The following is an 18,741-nucleotide window of genomic DNA, read 5'->3' as shown; positions in this document are numbered from 1 at the left end:
AATGAAGCTCGACGCCATTACCCTTTCGGTTCTCCAGGCCGCGTTGCAGCAGGTCTGCGACGAGATGGACCTGACCTTTTCCCGCGCCGCTTTCTCGCCGGTGATCGCCGAGGCCAATGACCGCTCGGACGGCATCTATTCGGCCGTCGATGGCTCGCTGATCGCACAAGGCAGCCAGGGCCTGCCGGTGTTTGTCGGCGTCATGCAATATTCGACCAGGACGGTGATCGAGATGATCGCCGATGGCCGCTGCCTGCCGCCTGAGCCGGGCGACATCTATATCGTCAACGACCCCTATCTCGGCGGCACGCATCTGATGGATGTGCGCTTCGTCATGCCGGTCTATAGGGGTGAAAAGATCTTCTGCTGGTTGTCGAACACAGGCCATTGGCCCGACATTGGCGGTTCGGTGCCGGGCGGCTTTTCGGCCTCGGCCACCGCGGTCGAGCAGGAGGGCCTGCGGCTGCCGCCGGTAAAGCTGTTCAAGAAGGGCGTGCTCGATCCCGAAATCTACGCCATCATCTGCTCCAACATCCGGGTTGCCGACCAGCGCATCGGCGACATCCGGGCCCAGGCCGCCGCGCTGCTGATCGGCCAGGACAGGCTCAATGGAATCCTGGATCGTTACAGGGATGAAACGGTTGTCGAAGCGATCGCTGAACTGCGCCGCCGTGCCGCCGAACAGATGCGCGCCAACATAGCGGCCATTCCCGACGGCACCTATCGCTCCAAGGCCTTTGTCGATTCCGACGGGGTGGTCAACGAACCGCTGACCATCGCGCTCGCCGTCGACAAGAAGGGCGACACGCTGACTTTCGACTTTTCAGGGTCGTCAAAGCCCTGTGCGGGGCCGATGAACAGCGTGCTGGCGACGACCCTGTCCTCGGTCTATCTCGCCATGCGCCACATCTTCCCCGATGTGCCGATCAGCGCCGGCGCTTTCGAGCCCCTGATCGTCAAGCGGCCGGAAGGCACCTTCCTCGACGCGAAGTATCCGCGCCCCGTATCGGGCTGTGCGGCCGAGGTGTCGCAGCGCATCGCCGAGGCGGTGTTCGCGGCCATGGTGCAGGCGTTGCCGGACAAGGTGACGGCGGCTCCAGCCGGCTCCAGCGGCAATTTCGCGCTCGGCGGCAACGATCCCGCGCGCGGCCGCGACTACGTCATGTACCAGATTTCTGGCGGCGGCTATGGCGGCAATTCAGGCCATGACGGCCTCACCAATGGCTGCTCGACCATCGGCATCTCCAAGTCGCCGCCGGTCGAGATCATGGAGCAGGCCTTTCCGGTGCTTTACCGGCACTATGCCTTGCGCGAAGGCTCGGGCGGCGCCGGCAAGCATCGCGGCGGTTTTGGCCTCGCCTACGAGGTCGAGATCCTGCGCGGCGAGGCGCGTGCCTCCTTCGTCATGGACCATGGCCGCTTCGGCCCGCAGGGCGCCCTTGGCGGTGGGGATGGCGAGCCCAACAGGGTGATCGTCTTCCGCAATGGCGAGCAGCACATACCGCCGCACCTCTCCAAGGAGCAGGACATTCCGCTGAAGACCGGGGACCGCGTGCGCGTCGGCACGCCGGGCGGTGGCGGCTATGGCGATCCGCGTGAGCGCGATGCCGATCAGGTGCTGCGCGATGTGGCCCTGGGGTACTATACCCCACGGCAAGCCTGGGAAAAATTCGGCGTCGTGCTGTCGGCAGGAGTCGTCGATCGCGAAGCAACGGAAAAGCAACGCGCCGGCTAAAACTGTCGATCCTTGTGCCGGTTCCTCACCGCGCCGTGATCGCCGCAGCACATGTCGTTTCCGTCTCCGACGACGATCGGAAAGACAGCGCATTTGCGGTTGCCGTTCACCTCGGTCGGAACCGGACTCAGCATCGACATAGACGGCAAGCCAGTACGCGCGGTCGTCGCGCCGATGCCATTCTTCGACCCGGAAGGGATAAGATTGAGAGGCTAGCCCGGTTGCGTCGATGGACTGCCTTGGCGATTAGCCGAAACGTCTTCGTCATCCGCGGGCGGAGCAAGGAGCGTAGCGACGCGGCGCAGACCCGCGACCTCAGAGCGTTGCGACGGCGCAGAATCTGATCCGCTGCACTTTCGGTCGAGGTCCCGGCATGGATACCAGGGTCTCCGCGACGCCGCTTCGCGGCTGCTCCGCCCTGGTATGACGAAAATTGGGGAGGCTCCGGTCAACGTTCAGCCGGCTCATCACCCCCGCCGATCCAGTCTCGCCACCAGCCGGTCACCCACCCACTGGATGCCGCAGACCAGGATGATCAGCACGATCACCACGGCGATCATCACCGACGTCTCGAACCGCTGATAGCCGTAGCGGATGGCGAGGTCGCCCAGCCCGCCGGCGCCGATGGCGCCCGCCATCGCCGAGGCGCCGATGAGTGTGACCAGCGTCACCGTGAAGCCGGCGACGATGCCAGGCAGCGCTTCCGGCACCAGCACCTCGCGGATGATCGTCCAGCGGTTGCCGCCCATGGCGCGCGCCGCCTCGATCAGGCCGTGGTCAACCTCGCGCAGCGACACTTCGGCGATGCGCGCATAGTAGGGCGTGGCGGCGATCGACAGCGGCACGATCGCCGCCCATGTGCCGATCGACGTGCCGACGATCAGCCGTGTCACCGGGATCAGCGCCACCAGAAGGATTATGAAGGGCACCGAGCGGAAGCCGTTGATGACGGCGCCGAGCACGCGGTTCACCCACGGGCTTTCGGCAATGCCGCCGCGTTCGGTGGCAATCAGCGCCAGCCCGAGCGGCAGGCCGCAGACCAGGGAAATCAGGCCGGAGGCGGCCGTCATCAGCACCGTCTCCCAGATCGATCGCAACAGAAGCTCAAACAGGATCGGCGACATGGCCAAGTACCTCCACCCGCGCCTGGCGGGACTTCAGGAATGTGATCACTTCTGCGAGGTGGCTTGCGTGATTGCCGGGGATGGAGAGGAACAGCGTTCCGACCGGCTGTTGCTGGATATGGTCGATGCCGCCATGGATGAGGCGAAAAGCACCGGGCACGGCGGCGGCGAGGTCGGACAGCAGCGGCGCCCGCGCGGCCTCGCCTGCCACGTCGACGCGCAAGATCGTTTCGGTGCCGCCCGCCGGCAGCAGCCGCGCCGCCAGCTCCGGCGGAAGCTGCGGGCGGATGGCGCCGAGCAGGCTGCGGGTGATCTCGGAACGTGGATCGGCGAACACCGACCAGACTGGCCCTTCCTCGACAATGCGCCCGGCGTCGATCACCGCCACGCGGCCGGCGATCGAGCGGATCACCTCCATCTCATGGGTGATCAGCACGATCGTCAGGCCGAGCCGCCGGTTGATATCTTTCAGCAAGGCAAGGATGGAGCGGGTCGTCTCCGGGTCGAGCGCCGAGGTCGCCTCGTCCGACAGAAGTAGCGCTGGCCGCGCGGCAAGCGCCCTGGCAATGCCGACACGCTGCTTCTGGCCACCGGACAGCGACGCCGGATAGGCTTTCGCCTTCTCCGACAGGCCGACGAGATCGAGCAGTTCTGCCGCTCGCTTCAGCCGCACCGCCTTCGGCCGGCCCTCGATCTTGAGCGGCAGCGCCACATTGTCCTCGACCGTCTTGGCCGACAGCAGGTTGAAATGCTGGAAGATCATGCCGATGTGTCGCCGCAGCGGCTGCAGGTCGCGTTCGCCAAGCCGGCTGATCTCGCGGCCCTCGATGAAGACCTCGCCGGAATCGGGACGCTCCAGCCCGTTCAGGCAGCGGATCAGCGTCGATTTGCCGGCGCCGCTGCGGCCGATAATGCCAAGGATCTCTCCCCTGCGCACCGTCAAGGAAATGCCGTCGAGCGCCGCCGTCGCGCCGAAACGGCGCTTCAGGTCGACAAGTCGCAGCACGTCCTGTGTAGCGGCCTGATCCCCGGGCTCGGTGGTTGCGGTGAAATGCTGGTTCATAGGCGGATCCTGAAAATACGATCGCGGCCCGCGCATTGCGCGGGCCGCTGTCCCGGTCAAAGGCACATCAGTGCCCGGATGGTCTTAATAGGCGCTGAGGCCTGTGCCTTTGTAGACCTTGTCGAACTCGGCCTTGACCGCGTCGTTCTGGTAGGATGCCACCAGCGTCTTCACCCAGGCCTCGTTTTCGTTGCCGGCCTTCACCGCGATGAAGTTACGGTAGGGATTGCCTGCGATAGGCTCTTGGGCGATGCGGTTTTCCGGCGTCAGGCCGCTTTTCAGCGCCCAGTCGGTGTTGACCACGGCGGCGTCGAGGTCCTCGACCGAACGGCCGACGATGCCGGCGTCGAGTTCCTTGATCTCGACCTTCTTGGGATTTTCGGCGATGTCGGCGGTGGTGGCGAGAATGCCGGTGCCGTCCTTCAACTTGATCACGCCCTCATTCTGCAGCACGCGCAGCGCCCGGCCTTCGTTGGACGGGTCGTTCGGCAGGCCGATCACCGCGCCCTCCGGCAGGTCCGCGACCTTTTTGTACTTCTTTGAGTAGAGGCCGATTGGCCACACGCCGGTATAGCCGACGCGTACGATATGGTAGCCCTGCGTCTTGATCTGGTTGTCGAGATAAGGCTGGTGCTGGAAGGCGTTGGCGTCGATCTCGCCGCGCTCCAGCGCCTCGTTGGGCTGGGTGTAGTCGTTGAACACCACGGTCTCGATGCTCAGGCCCTTCTCGGCGGCTTTGGCGACCACGACGCGCCAGACATCCTCGTCCTCGCCGCTGATGATGCCGACCTTGATTGCCTTCTTGTCCTCGGCGAACGACGCATGCGGTGCCATCAGGCTGCCGATCGCGACAGCCGAGGCGAACAGCAGAGCCAGGCCGCTGCGGCGGTTCAGGGTTGACCTGGGGGAAAAAGACGAAGTGGTGTTGAAGTCGGACATGATTGATCTCTGCGGTTGTGAAGTCATGGCAGCAAGGCGGATTACCCAGCCTTGATCACATCGTCATAAATCCTATCGATTTTATCAAAGAACACGTTTCGCCATTCTCGGCGAAGCCGGAAATATTCTCTCAAAAATTCCGGGGAAGGGAGCACAGGACGCGCTTCGAGGACATCGCCCGGAAATGATGGACGTCCTTCGTCCGGCGGGTTCATCCATGGCGAGCGGAAGTGCAAAAAGCTCCGCGGTTTGCTCAGCCACCTTTTCGTGAAGGCGTGCGGGTTGATCCGGCGGTCTGCTTGCCTAGGTAGAGAGGGCGGCCGGGCGCCACGCGATCTCAACTAATCGGTATGACATTTCCCTGTATTCGAAAGCTTGCCCTTTCTGGCCTCATCGTCGTCGTCCAGTCTTCCTGCGTCGTTCCCGACGATACGTCGCGCATGACCAAGGTCGATCCCACCGCGGCGGCGGCTCGCAAGGAGATGGTCGGTCTCAGCGAAGCCGACGTTCGAATGTGCGCGGGGTTTCCGACCGCCACCGCGGATGTCGGCCAGTCCGGGCAGATCTGGACCTATAAGCGTGTCGTCCAGCGCGGCAATCTCAGCGTCGTCGTTCCTGCCTTGGCCGTGGGGGCGATCCCGACGGTCGGCGGTTCCGTCAATGTCGCTCCCGGCGGTTACTGCGACACGCAGGTCCGCATGGTCGACGGCCGCGTCGCCGAAGTTGCCTACGCCGGCGACAACAACCTGCCGAACAAGCGCGACGCGCTTTGTGTCAGCACCGTGGATGCTTGCGTGGCCTATGCCCGCCAACACAGGCCGGCGGCCAAATAGCGACAGCGGATTTCGCGGGAACCAGCGAGGGCCGGACACTCGGTGTTTGACGCGGATGGCGTTGAGGGCTTGACTGAGCCGCCGGACCGAATACGCTAAGGCAAATACCGGCTCTGATCGCCGGGCGGCAAACATGCCTCGTATGCCTCGCCTTTCCCGGCGCTGGCTGCGGGGCATTGTCATTTCTGGGGTTCTGTTTGAAACGGCGCATCGAGATCGGCATCCTCTATTCCCGCTCCGGGAGCTATCAGCTCGTTTCCGATGCGTGCCGCATCGGCGCCATGCGCGCCATCGCCGACATCAATGCCGACAGGAGCTCGGGCATCGAGTTGGTGCCGGTTGAGCGCGACCCGCAAAGCAATGCCGATCGCTACGCGACGCTGTGCGAGGACATTTTCAGGACCAGCAGCGCGCGCCACGTCGTCGGCTGCGTCACCTCCTGGAGCCGCAAGGAGACGATTCCGGTGCTGGAAAAGGCCGGCGGCATGCTCTGGTACGCCTGCCCCTATGAAGGCTTCGAGGCCAACGAGCATGTCGTCTACATGCATGCCTGCCCCAACCAGCATCTGGTGCCGCTGCTGGCCCATGTCGTGCCGCGCTTCGGTGCCAACGGTTTTCTGCTCGGCTCGAACTATATCTGGGGCTGGGAGATGAACCGCGTGGCGCGCGACCTGATCGCCGACGCCGGCGGCAAGGTTTTGGGCGAGCGCTATCTGCGCATCGGCGAGACCGACGTGTCGCGGCTGATCGCCGAGATCCGGGCGACGCGCCCCAATTTCATCCTCAACAATCTGATCGGCACCTCGTCCTATGCCTTCCTGGCGGCCTATCGTGATCTGGCGGGCGAGGATGCGGCTTTCAGTCCTGAGTCTTGCCCGGTGATCTCCTGCAACCTCACCGAGGGTGAACTGCCGGCGATCGGGGAAACGGGCAGGGGCCATCTGTCGGTCGGGCCTTATTTCGCGCCAAGGCCGGCCGCCTTCGCGTCCTCATTCGAAGCCTCCGCCTATGCCTCGGTGCAAGTGATGGCCGATGTGCTGTCGCGTAATCCCGACGCCGGTCCGGCGGAATTTTCAAAAACCTTCGCCGAGCGGCGCTTCTCCACCCGGCTCGGCCCGATCGCCATCGACGCGCATTCCCAGCACGCCACGCTGCCTGTCATCATCGGCCGGATCGCGGACGGGTTCTTCGAAGTCGTCAGCCGCGAGGACGAGGTCGCGCCGGACCCCTATCTGTCGCGCTACGACCCCGCAAAAACATTCGGGCGGCCGCGCCTGCGGGTGGTGTCGTGACCCGGACCCCGCGCATCCCCAACCTTGGCGGCGCCAGGGCCTTCGTCCTGCATCGCCCGCACCCGACGGTACAGGCGATCACCAGGCAATTGTCGGCTATCGGCCTGGTCACCGTCGACTGCTGGCCGGAACTGGCGCCGGAGGCGCTGGCTGCCGACTTCGTCTTCTTCGACGCCGATCTCGGTTTCGACGAGCAATTCCCCTGGAAGCCGGGCGAGGCGCCGATGCCGCTGGTGGCGTTGATCGGCTCCGAGGCGCCCGGCCGCATAGAATGGGCGCTGTCGCACAAGGCCGACGCCCAGCTCCTGAAGCCGGTCGGCAATGCCGGCGTCTACAGCGCGCTGCTCATCGCACGCCAGGGGTTCGAGGCGAGAAAACATTTAGCCGGCGAAATTTCCGCATTGCGCCAGCGAGTCGCCGAACGCCAGACCATCGTGCGGGCTGTCTCGGCCTTGTCGAAAGGCAGCGACGACGACCGCGCCTATGCGCAGCTGCGCTCGCTGGCGATGAGCTGGCAGATCAGCGTCGAGGACGCCGCGCGCCGTATTGTGGCGATGACCGAGGAAGTAACGGGAGAGGCCAAGACCGGGAAAGAGAGCGGCGATGACCAGTCCCATCGCGCCTGATCTCACGGCCGGGCGCATGCCGGCCAAGCCGCGCGCCGGCGTCTGGCGCCGGCTGGTCAAGCGCCGCCTGGCGCTGCTCGGCCTGATCATCGTCGCCGTCGTCGTCGCGGGCGCGATCCTGGCGCCGTGGCTGACCGGCTATGATCCCAACGAACAGATGTTCGACGGCCTGACCATAGAGGGCTCGCCCTTGCCGCCGAGCGCAAAATTCTGGCTGGGCACCGACCTGCTCGGGCGCGACCTGTTGACCCGCATTCTCTATGGCGCGCGCACCTCGCTGATCATCGGCATCGTCGCCAATGGCGTGGCGCTGTTCATCGGTACGCTTGTCGGCGTCACCGCGGGCTATTTCCGCGGCTGGATGGGCAGCGCGCTGATGCGCTTCACCGATTTGATGATGGCCTTTCCCGCGCTTCTGCTCGCCATCTGCCTGGCGGCGGTATTCCAGCCCAGCCTGTGGATCGTTGCGATGGTCATCGCCCTGGTCAACTGGGTGCAGACCGCCCGCGTCATCTACACCGAAACGTCTTCGCTCGCCGAACGAGAGTTCATCGATGCCGAGCGTACCATCGGGGCGAGCGCGCCGCGCATCCTGCTTCGCCACATCCTGCCGCATCTCCTGCCGACCATCATCGTCTGGGGCACGCTCGGCATCTCGACCACCGTGCTGCTCGAAGCCACGCTCTCCTTCCTCGGCATCGGCGTGCAGCCGCCGACGGCGTCCTGGGGCAACATCATCTTCGAGAACCAGACCTACTTTCAGGCTGCACCCTGGCTGGTGTTCTTCCCCGGCGCCGCGATCCTGGCGCTGGCGCTGGCCTTCAACCTGATCGGCGATGCGCTGCGCGACATCCTCGACCCGACACAGAGGGGCCGGGCATGATCGCCTATCTCGGCCGCCGCCTGATCCAGTCGCTGCTGATCCTGCTCGGCGTCTCGCTGATCACTTTCGCGCTGCTCTATCTCCTGCCCGCCGATCCGGTGCGCCAGATCGCCGGCCGCAGCGCCACGCCGCAGACGGTCGAGAACATCCGCCAGCAGCTCGGCCTCGACCAGCCCTTCATCGTCCAGTACTGGCATTACCTGACCAAGCTCGTCAGCGGCGATCTTGGCCGCTCCTATATCCAGCGCTCCGAGGTGACCGAGCTCATCGTCTCGCGGCTGCCGGCGAGCCTGCTTCTGATGCTCGGCGCCATTTTGTGCGAATTGCTGATCGGCCTATCCATGGGCCTGGTCGCCGCCGTCAAGCGCGGCACCGCGACCGACCAGACCTTGATGGTCGCCTCTTTCGTCGGCGTCTCGGCGCCGCAATTCGTCGTCGGTCTGCTGCTGCTCTATGTCTTTGCCGTGCGGCTCAGCTGGTTCCCGATCGGCGGCTACGGCACGTGGCGCCACCTCGTGCTGCCCTCGCTGACCATGGGCATTCTCGGCGCCGGCTGGTACGCGCGCATGATGCGCTCGTCGATGATCGACGTGCTGCGCCAGGATTATGTGCGCACCGCGCGTGCGAAAGGCATCGCGCGCGGCGCCATCATCTTCCGCCATGCTCTGCCCAACGCCATCCTGCCGGTCATCGCCATGATCGGCATCGACATCGGCATTTTCATGGGCGGCATCGTCGTCGTCGAAAGCGTGTTCGGTTGGCCCGGCATCGGTCAGCTGGCGTGGCAAGCCATCCAGCGCGTCGACATCCCGATCATCATGGGCGTCACCCTGGTCTCGGCCTTCGCCATCGTGCTCGGCAACCTCCTGGCCGACATCATCGCGCCCTTCATCGATCCCCGTATCAAACTGAGATGAGCATCAGGCTCGGATGAAACCAAGAACACAAACAGAGAAAGGGAACATAACAATGAAAAAGTTTCTCGCATCGACCGTGGCCGCATCGGCGCTGGCGCTGATGCTTGGCATGACGAGCGCCCGGGCCGAGGACACGATCGATCCCAACGCCAAGCAGGGCGGCGCCATCACCATCACCTACAAGGACGACGTCGCGACCCTCGATCCGGCGATCGGCTATGACTGGCAGAACTGGTCGATGATCAAGAGCCTGTTCGACGGGCTGATGGACTACGAGCCCGGCACCACCAACCTCAAGCCCGACCTCGCCGAGGGCTACGAGATTTCGCCCGACGGCAAGACCTTCACCTTCAAGCTGCGCCATGGCGTGAAGTTCCACAATGGCCGCGAGATGACCGCCGACGACGTCAAATATTCGCTCGACCGCGTCACCAATCCGAAGACGCAGAGCCCCGGCGCCGGCTTCTTCGGCTCGATCAAGGGCTATGAGGATGTCGCCGCCGGCAACGCCGGGACGTTGTCCGGCGTCACCGTCGTGGATCCCTACACGGTGAAGTTCGAACTGACCCGCCCGGACGCCACCTTCCTGCACGTCATGGCCATCAACTTCTCGCATGTCGTGCCGAAGGAGGAGGTCGAGAAATACGGCGCCGATTTCGGCAAGCACCCTGTCGGCACCGGCGCCTTCAAGCTGGCCGAGTGGACGCTCGGCCAGCGCATCGTCTTCGAGCGCAACCCGGACTACTGGCACAAGGGCCTGCCGCATCTCGACAAGATCACCTTCGAGATCGGCCAGGAGCCGATCGTGGCGCTGCTGCGCCTGCAGAAGGGCGAGATCGACGTGCCCGGCGACGGCATTCCGCCGGCAAAATTCCAGGAGGTTATGGCCGATCCCGAGCAGAAGGCGCGCGTCGTCGAAGGCGGCCAGCTGCACACCGGCTACGTCACCATGAACACCACCATGGCACCGTTCGACAATGTGAAGGTGCGCCAGGCCGTCAACATGGCGCTCAACAAGGCGCGCATCATCCAGATCATCAACGGTCGCGCCGTGCCGGCCAACCAGCCGCTGCCGCCGTCGATGCCGGGCTACGACAAGGAGTACAAAGGCTATCCCTATGACGTCGCCAAGGCCAAGGCGCTGCTGGCCGAGGCCGGCCATCCCGATGGCTTCGAGACGCAATTGTTCGCCATGAACACCGACCCCAACCCGCGCATCGCCCAGGCGATCCAGCAGGACCTGGCGGCGATCGGCATCAAGGCCAGCATCCAGTCGCTGGCGCAGGCCAATGTCATTGCCGCCGGCGGCGACAAGGCCGGCGCGCCTATGATCTGGTCGGGCGGCATGGCCTGGATCGCCGACTTCCCCGATCCGTCCAACTTCTACGGCCCGATCCTCGGTTGCGCCGGCGCGGTTCCCGGCGGCTGGAACTGGTCGTGGTATTGCAACAAGGATCTCGATGCCAAGGCGGCCGAGGCCGACTCGGTGGTCGACCCGGCCAAGGCCCCCGAGCGCGACAGGATGTGGAGCGCCATCTACGACAAGGTGATGGAGGACGCGCCCTGGGCGCCGGTCTTCAACGAGCAGCGCTTCACCATGAAATCGGCCCGCATGGGCGGCGCCGACAATCTCTATGTCGACCCGGTCCATATCCCGATCAACTACGACAATGTGTACGTAAAAGATGTGCAATAACTGCGACTACACCATCCACGGGCGCCATCACCATTTCGGCTGGGACAATTCGTTTGTCCCGGCTGAGCGTGTGGCGCCCGGCTCGACCATCGAGTTCCGGTGCCTGGATGCCGGCGGTGGCCAGCTGAAGCCGGATAGCACCGCCGCCGACATTGCCAAGCTCGACTTTGGTCAGATCAATCCGGTCACCGGGCCGATCTTCGTCGAGGGTGCCGAGCCGGGCGACGCGCTGAAGGTGACGATCGACATGTTCAAGCCGTCCGGCTTCGGCTGGACGGCGAACATTCCGGGTTTTGGCCTGCTCGCCGACGACTTCAAGGAGCCGGCGCTGAACATCTGGAAATACGACGCCGTCTCGCTCGAACCGGCGCTGTTCGGCAAAAATGCGCGCGTGCCGCTGAAACCCTTCGCCGGCACGATCGGCAATGCGTTGGCCGAGATGGGCCACCACTCGGTGGTGCCGCCGCGCCGCGTCGGCGGCAATCTCGACATTCGCGATCTCGCCGCCGGCACCACGCTCTATCTGCCGGTGGAGGTGGCGGGCGCGCTGTTCTCGGTCGGCGACACCCATGCCGCGCAAGGCGACGGCGAGGTCTGCGGCACGGCGATCGAAAGTCCGATGGATGTCGTGCTGAAACTCGATTTGGTGAAAGATGCGCGGCTGAAGACGCCGCGCTTCACCACGCCGGGGCCGGTGACCAGGCATCTTGATGCCAAGGGTTATGAGGTGACGACGGGGATCGGTCCGGACCTGATGAGTGGCGCGAAGGAAGCGGTTACCCAGATGGTCGACCTGCTCGCCGGCCACTACCAGATCGACCCGGTCGAAGCCTACATGCTGGCTTCGGTCTGCGGCGATCTCCGCATCAGCGAGATTGTCGACATACCGAACTGGGTGGTGTCGTTCTATTTTCCCCGTTGCGTGTTTGAATGAGGTTGGGTCAGCGCCGCACCCCCCTCTGCCCTGCCGGGCATCTCCCCCTCCAATCTCCCCCCTTGAGGGGGAGATGTCCGGCAGGACAGAGGGGGGCGTGCCGCAACAAACTTCTCAGAATCCTGTCCTCGCAATGACCCCAGACCGCATCCTCACCATAACCAACCTCTCCGTCTCCGTGCGCGGCGAGGAGGGCTCCCGCGAGGTCGTCTCCAACCTCTCCCTGACGCTCTCCCGCGGCGAGACGCTGTGCATCGCCGGCGAGTCCGGCTCGGGCAAATCGATGACCGCGCTGGCCATCATGCAGCTCCTGCCGCAGCCCGCAGCGCGCATCTCCGCCGGCACGGTCCATTTGGGCGAGACCGAGCTGACCGCCCTCGACGAACGCCGGATGCGGCGCATTCGCGGCGACCGCATCGCCATGATCTTCCAGGAACCGATGACCTCGCTCAACCCGGTGCTGTCGATCGGCCGCCAGCTCACCGAATCCATCGAGGCGCATACCAGCCTGTCGCCCAGCCAGGCCCGCCAGCGTGCCGTCGAGGCGCTGAAGGCGGTGCGCATTTCGGAAGCCGAAAGCCGGCTAAGACAATTTCCGCATGAACTGTCGGGCGGCATGCGCCAGCGCGTGATGATCGCCATGGCGCTGGCGCTGGAACCGGACGTGCTGATCGCCGACGAGCCGACCACGGCGCTCGACGTTACCGTACAGGGCGAGGTGCTGAAACTGCTGCGCGACCTGCAGCATAAGCATGGCACCAGCGTCATCCTGATCACCCACGACATGGGCGTGGTCGCCGAAATGGCCGACCGCGTCATCATCATGCGGCATGGGCGCATGGTCGAGGAAGGCAAGACATCGGACATTTTCGCCCGCCCGCAAGCCGACTACACGCGCGAGCTGTTGGCCGCCGTGCCGCGCATCGGCAGTGGCGCCGGCCGCCAGCAATTGAAGAAGGTCGCCGAAGCCGCAATGCCGGCCAATGTCGCAGAGGTGAACGACCTCCATGTCCGCTTCGACCTGCGCGGCGGCATTCTCGGTCGGGTCACACGTCGCGTCCACGCCGTCGAGGGCGTCAGCTTCTCGATCGCGCCCAACGAGACGCTGGCGCTGGTCGGCGAATCCGGTTGCGGCAAGTCGACCACCGCCAAGGCGCTGGCCGGGCTGGTGCCGTATAGCGGCGACATCGTTGTTGGCGGCCGCAATTTGTCCGGTCTCGGCCGCGACGAGCGCAAGGCGGTGCGTCGCGACGTGCAGATGATCTTCCAGGATCCTTTCGCCTCGCTCGACCCGCGCATGCGCGTCGGCGACCTCGTCGCCGAACCGCTGGTCATCCACGGCATCGCCTCGAAGGAAGAGCGTCGCGAGCGGGTAGCGGCCCTGTTCGACCGCGTCGGCCTGTCATCAGACCAGATGGAGCTCTATCCGCACGAATTCTCCGGCGGCCAGCGTCAGCGCGTCTGCATCGCCCGGGCATTGGCGCTCAGGCCAAAACTGATCATCGCCGATGAAAGCGTCTCGGCCCTCGATGTCTCGGTGCAGGCGCGCGTGCTTGACCTCTTGAAGGAATTGCAGCGCGAATTCGGCGTCGCCTATCTCTTCATTTCGCACGACATGGCCGTGGTCGAGAACATCTCCGACCGTGTCGCCGTCATGTATCTCGGCCAGATCGTCGAGATGGGCACGCGCGACCAGGTTTTTTCGAACCCGCGCCACCCCTACACGAAGCGCCTGATCGAAGCCGTGCCGGTGCCCGATCCCGCGCAGCGCAGAAGCCGTTTTGCCCGCCTCGATCAGGAGATACCCAGCGCCACCCGCCGGATCGGCGAGGCACCGCTGAAACTGGCGCTGAGCGATGTCGGCAACGGCCATCTCGTCGCTACCGAGGGCTGAAGCTGCCCGGGATGTGGTTCAAACAAGCTCGGCGTGCTCCGATCGAGCTTCACATGTTCGTGTCCCGTCCTGAGCTTTCCCGCTGGCGTCACGCTATCGGATCGGCCTTGCCGTCATGAAATCCGCGGCCGCCCCTTGCCCTTCCGCCTGATTTTCCTAATGTTCCTTGGTGCTTGCGGATGACGACCGTAGGGGGCGGCCGGATTCATCCACACTGGGAGGAAGTAGACTCATGAAGCTATGCTATGTCGTTTCCGCCGCGCTCCTTGCGGCCACCACCGCCTCGGCCGCCGAGATTTCCGATGGCAAGGTCAAGATCGGCATCCTCAACGACCAATCCGGCGTCTATGCCGATTTCGGCGGCAAATGGTCGGTCGAGGCAGCCAAAATGGCGGTCGAGGATTTCGGCGGCAAGGTGCAGGGAGCACCGGTCGAGATCATCAGCGCCGACCACCAGAACAAGCCCGATATCGCCTCCAACATCGCACGGCAGTGGTATGACACCGAACAGGTCGATGCCATCATGGAGCTGACGACCTCTTCGGTCGCGCTCGCCGTACAGGGGATTTCCAAGGAAAAGAAGAAGATCGACATCGTCACCGGTGCGGCGACCACGGACCTCACCGGCAAGCAGTGCTCGCCCTACGGCTTCCACTGGGCCTACGACACCCATTCGCAGGCGGTGGGCACCGGCGGCTCCCTCGTGCAGCAGGGCGGCGACAGCTGGTTCTTCGTCACCGTCGACTATGCCTTCGGCTACTCGCTGAAGGAGCAGACCGCCAAATTCGTCGAGAGCCATGGCGGCAAGGTGCTGGGCGAGGTGCGCTATCCCCTCGGCGCGACCGACTATTCGTCCTTCCTGCTGCAGGCGCAATCGTCGGGCGCCAAGGTCATCGGGCTCGCCAATGCCGGCCTCGACACCTCCAATTCCATCAAGCAGGCAGCCGAGTTCGGCATCGTGCAGGGCGGCCAGCGCTTGGCCGCGCTCCTGTTCACGCTGGCCGAAGTGCATGGGCTCGGCCTGCAGGCGGCACAAGGCGTCGTGCTGACCGAGGGCTATTACTGGGACCGCGACGACAAGAGCCGCGAATTCGGGCAGCGCTTCTTCAAGCGCACCAACCGCATGCCGAACATGATCCAGGCCGCGACCTATTCAGCGGTGACGCAGTATTTGAAGGCGATCGACAAGGCCGGCACCGACGAGACCGAAGCGGTCGCCAAGCAGCTCCATTCGCTGCCGGTGGACGACGCCGTCATCACCGGCGGCAAGGTCCAGGCCGACGGCAACATGGTCCACGACATGTATCTCTACCAGGTCAAGGCGCCCAGCGAGAGCACCAAGGATTGGGACTATTACAAATACCTCGCCACCATTCCCGGCAAGGAGGCCTTCCTCAGCGAGAAGGACAGCGGCTGTCCGACGGCCGCCCAGTGACCGGCGCGGCCATGGTGCCGCCTGACCTGAACGCGGAAGAGCCGCGGGTCGTGCTTTCCGCCCGCGGCCTGCGACGTGACTTTGCCGGCTTCGTCGCCGTCAAGAATGTCGACCTGGATGTCCTCCATGGCAACATCCATGCCTTGATCGGACCCAACGGCGCCGGCAAGACGACCGTTTTCAACCTGCTGACCAAATTCCTGGCGCCGACCAGCGGCAGGATCGAGCTGCTCGGGCACGACATCACCCGCACCTCGCCGGCCAGGGTGGCGCGGATGGGTCTGGTGCGCTCGTTCCAGATATCGGCGATCTTTCCGCACCTCAGCGTGCTCGACAATGTGCGCGTCGCGCTGCAGCGGCCGGCCGGGCTCGGCGTCCAGTTCTGGCGCTCGCTGGCGGCGCTCGACCGGTTGACGCCGCGCGCCATGGAGCTGCTGCGTTCCGTCGGCCTCGACGACGCCACGAACAGGCTGGCCGGCGATCTTTCCTACGGCAGGAAGCGCGTGCTCGAGATCGCCACGACGCTGGCGCTGGACCCGAAAGTGCTGCTGCTGGACGAGCCGATGGCCGGCATGGGTCATGAGGACGTGGCCACGGTGTCCGCCCTCATCCGGTCGGTGGCGAGCGACCGCGCGGTTATGATGGTCGAGCACAATCTGACCGTGGTGGCCGATCTCTGCGACTGGATAACGGTGATGCAGCGCGGCGAGGTGCTCGCGGCCGGCGACTACGCCACCGTCAGCCGCGACGAACGCGTGAAGGTGGCCTATATGGGCACTGCCGATGACTAGTGCTTCGCCCATGCTCGCGGTCCGCGGTCTCAACGCCTGGTATGGCGAGGGCCATGCGCTGCACGGCGTCGACCTCGAAGTGTTTGCCGGCGAAACGGTGACCTTGCTCGGCCGCAACGGCGTCGGCAAGACGACGACGCTGCGCGCCATCATGGGATTGATCCGCCGGCGAACCGGGAAGGTCGTTTTCGACGGCGCCGACCTGATGCGGCTGCCGCTGCACCGCACCGCGCACCAGGGCATCGGCTTCGTGCCGGAGGAACGCGGCATCTTCTCGACACTCACTGTCGATGAGAACCTGGTGCTGCCGCCTGTCGTTGCCCCGGGCGGCATGAGCGTCGAGGAAATCTTCGATCTCTTCCCCAATCTGAAGGAGCGGCGCAACAGCCCGGGCACGCGGCTGTCCGGCGGCGAACAGCAGATGCTGGCGATAGCGCGCATGCTGCGGACCGGAGTCAAGATGTTGCTCCTGGACGAACCGACCGAGGGCCTCGCGCCTGTCATCGTCCAGCGCATCGGCGAGCTGCTGGCGACGTTGAAGCAGCGCGGCATGACCATCCTGCTGGTCGAGCAGAATTTCCGCTTCGCCAGCCGTGTCGCCGACCGTTTCTACCTGATGGAGCACGGCAAGGTCGTGGCCGGTTTCCCCACCGGCGAACTGGCGGACCGCATGACGCTGCTCCACGAAATTCTGGGTGTATGATGGCGCCATGACGATGATCTTCGGCATCCCCGTCCAGGCATTGCTCGGCCAGCTGCTGGTCGGCCTGATCAATGGCTCCTTCTACGCCATGCTGAGCCTCGGCCTGGCCGTGATTTTCGGCCTGCTGCGCGTCATCAATTTCGCCCATGGCGCGCAATATATGCTGGGCGCCTTCATCGGCTATCTCCTGTTCACCCATCTCGGCATCGGCTATTGGCCGGCGCTGATCCTGGCGCCGCTGATCGTCGGGCTGTTCGGCGTCGTGGTCGAACGCCTGGCGCTGTCGCGGCTCTACGACACCGATCCGCTCTACGGCCTGCTCTTCACCTTCGGCCTCGCGCTCGTGCTCGAAGGCATCTTCCGCTACTATTACGGCGTGTCGGGAAACCCCTACGCCGTGCCGCCGCTGCTGGCGGGCGGCACCAATCTCGGCTTCATGTTCCTGCCTATTTATCGCGGCTGGGTCGTGGTCGCCTCGCTGGTCGTCTGCTTCGGAACCTGGGCGCTGATCGAGAAGACCAGGCTCGGTTCCTATCTGCGCGCGGCAACCGAGAATCCCCGTCTCGTCCAGGCCTTCGGCGTCAACGTGCCGTTGCTTTTAACCCTCACCTACGGCCTTGGCTCAGCGCTCGCCGGCCTCGCCGGCATCTTGGCCGCACCCATCTATCAGGTCAGCCCGCTGATGGGATCGGATCTCATCATCGTCGTCTTCGCGGTCGTCGTGGTCGGCGGCATGGGATCCATCCTCGGCGCGATCGTCACCGGCTACATGCTTGGCCTCGCCGAAGGCCTGACCAAGGTCTTCTACCCCGAGGCCTCCAACCTGGTGGTCTTCGTCATCATGGCGATCGTGCTTTTGGTCCGGCCGGCCGGCCTGTTCGGAAGGGACGCCTGACATGGCGGAAGAAACATCCGACATGGCAGAGCTTTCGTTGCGTGAGACATCGGCCAGACCCTGGGCACGGCTTGAATGGGTGCTGGTCGGGCTCGGCATACTGGCGCTGCTGGCGGCCCCCTTCTTCGTCTACCCGATCTTCCTGATGAAGATGCTGTGTTTCGCGCTGTTTGCCTGCGCCTTCAACCTCCTGCTCGGCTATACCGGCCTCCTGTCCTTCGGCCACGCCACCTTCTTCGGCGGCGCCGCCTATTTCACCGCGCACGCCGTCAAGGTCTGGGGCTGGCCGCCGGAAGCCGGCATCCTGCTCGGCATGGCGGGCGCCGCGCTGCTCGGCCTCGTCATGGGCTTCTTCGCCATTCGCCGGCAAGGCATCTATTTCGCCATGATCACGCTGGCGCTGTCGCAGATGTTCTTCTTCTTCTGCGTGCAGGCGCCCTTCACGCAAGGCGAGGACGGCATCCAGGGCGTGCCGCGCGGCATCCTGTTCGGCGTCCTCGACCTCAACGCCCCGATGAACATCTATTATTTCGTGCTTGCCGTGGTCCTGGCCGGCATCTTCGCCATCTGGCGCATCGTCAATTCGCCCTTCGGCATGATCCTGCGCTCGATCCGCGAAAACGAGAACCGCGCCATTTCGCTCGGCTATTCCGTAGCCAGCTACAAACTCGGCGCCTTCGTCATGTCGGCGGCGCTAGCCGGGCTCGCAGGCTCGCTCAAGGCGATCGTCTTCCAGTTCGCCACGCTCACCGACGTCACCTGGCAGATGTCGGGCGAGGTGATCCTGATGACGCTGCTCGGCGGCATCGGCACCATGGTCGGCCCGATCATCGGCGCCAGCCTCGTCGTCGGCCTGGAAAACACGCTGGCCACCTCCGGTTTCCCCGTGACCATCGCCACCGGGCTTATCTTCATGGTCTGCGTGCTGGTGTTTCGGCGCGGGATTGTCGGCGAGGTTTATGCGCGGGTGCTGGGGCGGGC

General features: G+C 64.7%; 17 protein-coding genes. 14 read left to right on the top strand and 3 right to left on the bottom strand.

Going from position 1 to position 18,741, the window contains the following annotated elements; all coding sequences use genetic code 11:
* The first annotated feature begins 1 nt into the window (after position 1).
* Positions 2 to 1,735 carry a hydantoinase B/oxoprolinase family protein gene (locus FJ434_RS18795; protein ID WP_140750018.1) on the top strand — a complete coding sequence of 578 codons (1,734 nt, stop codon included), beginning with the start codon at positions 2 to 4 and terminating at the stop codon, positions 1,733 to 1,735.
* Between the two features lie 467 nt (positions 1,736 to 2,202).
* Here the strand turns inward: FJ434_RS18795 and FJ434_RS18785 are convergent, their stop codons facing one another.
* The 3 genes from FJ434_RS18785 to FJ434_RS18775 form a co-directional block, all read right to left on the bottom strand.
* The gene (locus FJ434_RS18785) at positions 2,203 to 2,859 is read right to left on the bottom strand and encodes a methionine ABC transporter permease (protein ID WP_140715543.1); all 657 of its coding nucleotides are present in this window, start codon (positions 2,857 to 2,859) and stop codon (positions 2,203 to 2,205) included.
* Positions 2,840 to 3,922, bottom strand: a complete 1,083-nt coding sequence (locus tag FJ434_RS18780) for a methionine ABC transporter ATP-binding protein (protein WP_140750020.1) — start codon at positions 3,920 to 3,922, stop codon at positions 2,840 to 2,842. The genes FJ434_RS18785 and FJ434_RS18780 overlap by 20 nt, the downstream gene beginning before the upstream one ends.
* A gap of 84 nt (positions 3,923 to 4,006) precedes the next feature.
* Entirely contained in the window at positions 4,007 to 4,861 is an 855-nt protein-coding gene (locus tag FJ434_RS18775) for a MetQ/NlpA family lipoprotein (RefSeq protein ID WP_140750022.1), read from the bottom strand.
* Positions 4,862 to 5,301: 440 nt separating this feature from the next.
* Between FJ434_RS18775 and FJ434_RS18770 the strand changes: the two genes are divergently transcribed.
* The 13 genes from FJ434_RS18770 to FJ434_RS18710 form a co-directional block, all read left to right on the top strand.
* Positions 5,302 to 5,694, top strand: a complete 393-nt coding sequence (locus FJ434_RS18770) for a hypothetical protein (RefSeq protein ID WP_246672862.1) — start codon at positions 5,302 to 5,304, stop codon at positions 5,692 to 5,694.
* A 197-nt stretch (positions 5,695 to 5,891) separates the two neighbouring features.
* Complete coding sequence (locus tag FJ434_RS18765; RefSeq protein ID WP_140750025.1) at positions 5,892 to 6,986, top strand: transporter substrate-binding protein; 1,095 nt, start codon at positions 5,892 to 5,894, stop codon at positions 6,984 to 6,986.
* Positions 6,983 to 7,612 carry an ANTAR domain-containing protein gene (locus FJ434_RS18760; RefSeq protein ID WP_140750027.1) on the top strand — a complete coding sequence of 210 codons (630 nt, stop codon included), beginning with the start codon at positions 6,983 to 6,985 and terminating at the stop codon, positions 7,610 to 7,612. The genes FJ434_RS18765 and FJ434_RS18760 overlap by 4 nt, the downstream gene beginning before the upstream one ends.
* A complete protein-coding gene (locus FJ434_RS18755; protein ID WP_140750029.1) occupies positions 7,590 to 8,495 on the top strand; it encodes an ABC transporter permease in 906 nt (301 codons plus the stop codon). Before FJ434_RS18760 ends, FJ434_RS18755 begins: the two co-directional genes overlap by 23 nt.
* Positions 8,492 to 9,412, top strand: a complete 921-nt coding sequence (locus FJ434_RS18750) for an ABC transporter permease (RefSeq protein WP_140750031.1) — start codon at positions 8,492 to 8,494, stop codon at positions 9,410 to 9,412. Before FJ434_RS18755 ends, FJ434_RS18750 begins: the two co-directional genes overlap by 4 nt.
* Positions 9,413 to 9,464: 52 nt before the next feature.
* On the top strand, positions 9,465 to 11,108 hold the full coding sequence (locus FJ434_RS18745) for an ABC transporter substrate-binding protein (RefSeq protein WP_140750033.1): 1,644 nt from the start codon (positions 9,465 to 9,467) through the stop codon (positions 11,106 to 11,108).
* Entirely contained in the window at positions 11,098 to 12,042 is a 945-nt protein-coding gene (locus FJ434_RS18740; RefSeq protein ID WP_140506899.1) for an acetamidase/formamidase family protein, read from the top strand. The genes FJ434_RS18745 and FJ434_RS18740 overlap by 11 nt, the downstream gene beginning before the upstream one ends.
* 133 nt (positions 12,043 to 12,175) lie before the next feature.
* Entirely contained in the window at positions 12,176 to 13,936 is a 1,761-nt protein-coding gene (locus tag FJ434_RS18735; RefSeq protein ID WP_140750035.1) for an ABC transporter ATP-binding protein, read from the top strand.
* Positions 13,937 to 14,168: 232 nt separating this feature from the next.
* Positions 14,169 to 15,371 (top strand): ABC transporter substrate-binding protein, encoded by a 1,203-nt coding sequence (locus tag FJ434_RS18730; RefSeq protein WP_027142472.1) that lies wholly within the window; start codon positions 14,169 to 14,171, stop codon positions 15,369 to 15,371.
* A gap of 11 nt (positions 15,372 to 15,382) precedes the next feature.
* Entirely contained in the window at positions 15,383 to 16,162 is a 780-nt protein-coding gene (locus FJ434_RS18725) for an ABC transporter ATP-binding protein (protein WP_140750037.1), read from the top strand.
* Entirely contained in the window at positions 16,155 to 16,865 is a 711-nt protein-coding gene (locus FJ434_RS18720; RefSeq protein ID WP_140750039.1) for an ABC transporter ATP-binding protein, read from the top strand. Before FJ434_RS18725 ends, FJ434_RS18720 begins: the two co-directional genes overlap by 8 nt.
* 7 nt (positions 16,866 to 16,872) lie before the next feature.
* Positions 16,873 to 17,760 carry a branched-chain amino acid ABC transporter permease gene (locus FJ434_RS18715; protein WP_140750041.1) on the top strand — a complete coding sequence of 296 codons (888 nt, stop codon included), beginning with the start codon at positions 16,873 to 16,875 and terminating at the stop codon, positions 17,758 to 17,760.
* Between the two features lie 22 nt (positions 17,761 to 17,782).
* Positions 17,783 to 18,741, top strand: a 959-nt coding sequence (locus tag FJ434_RS18710) for a branched-chain amino acid ABC transporter permease (RefSeq protein ID WP_140796815.1), incomplete at its 3' end; no start/stop codon positions are given.

Origin of the sequence: Mesorhizobium sp. B2-5-13 (assembly GCF_006440535.1) — a bacterium.
Taxonomy (GTDB): Bacteria; Pseudomonadota; Alphaproteobacteria; order Rhizobiales; family Rhizobiaceae; genus Mesorhizobium; species Mesorhizobium salmacidum.
Note: the sequence above shows the minus strand (reverse complement) of the source record. Positions and strands in the feature narration are given on the sequence as shown.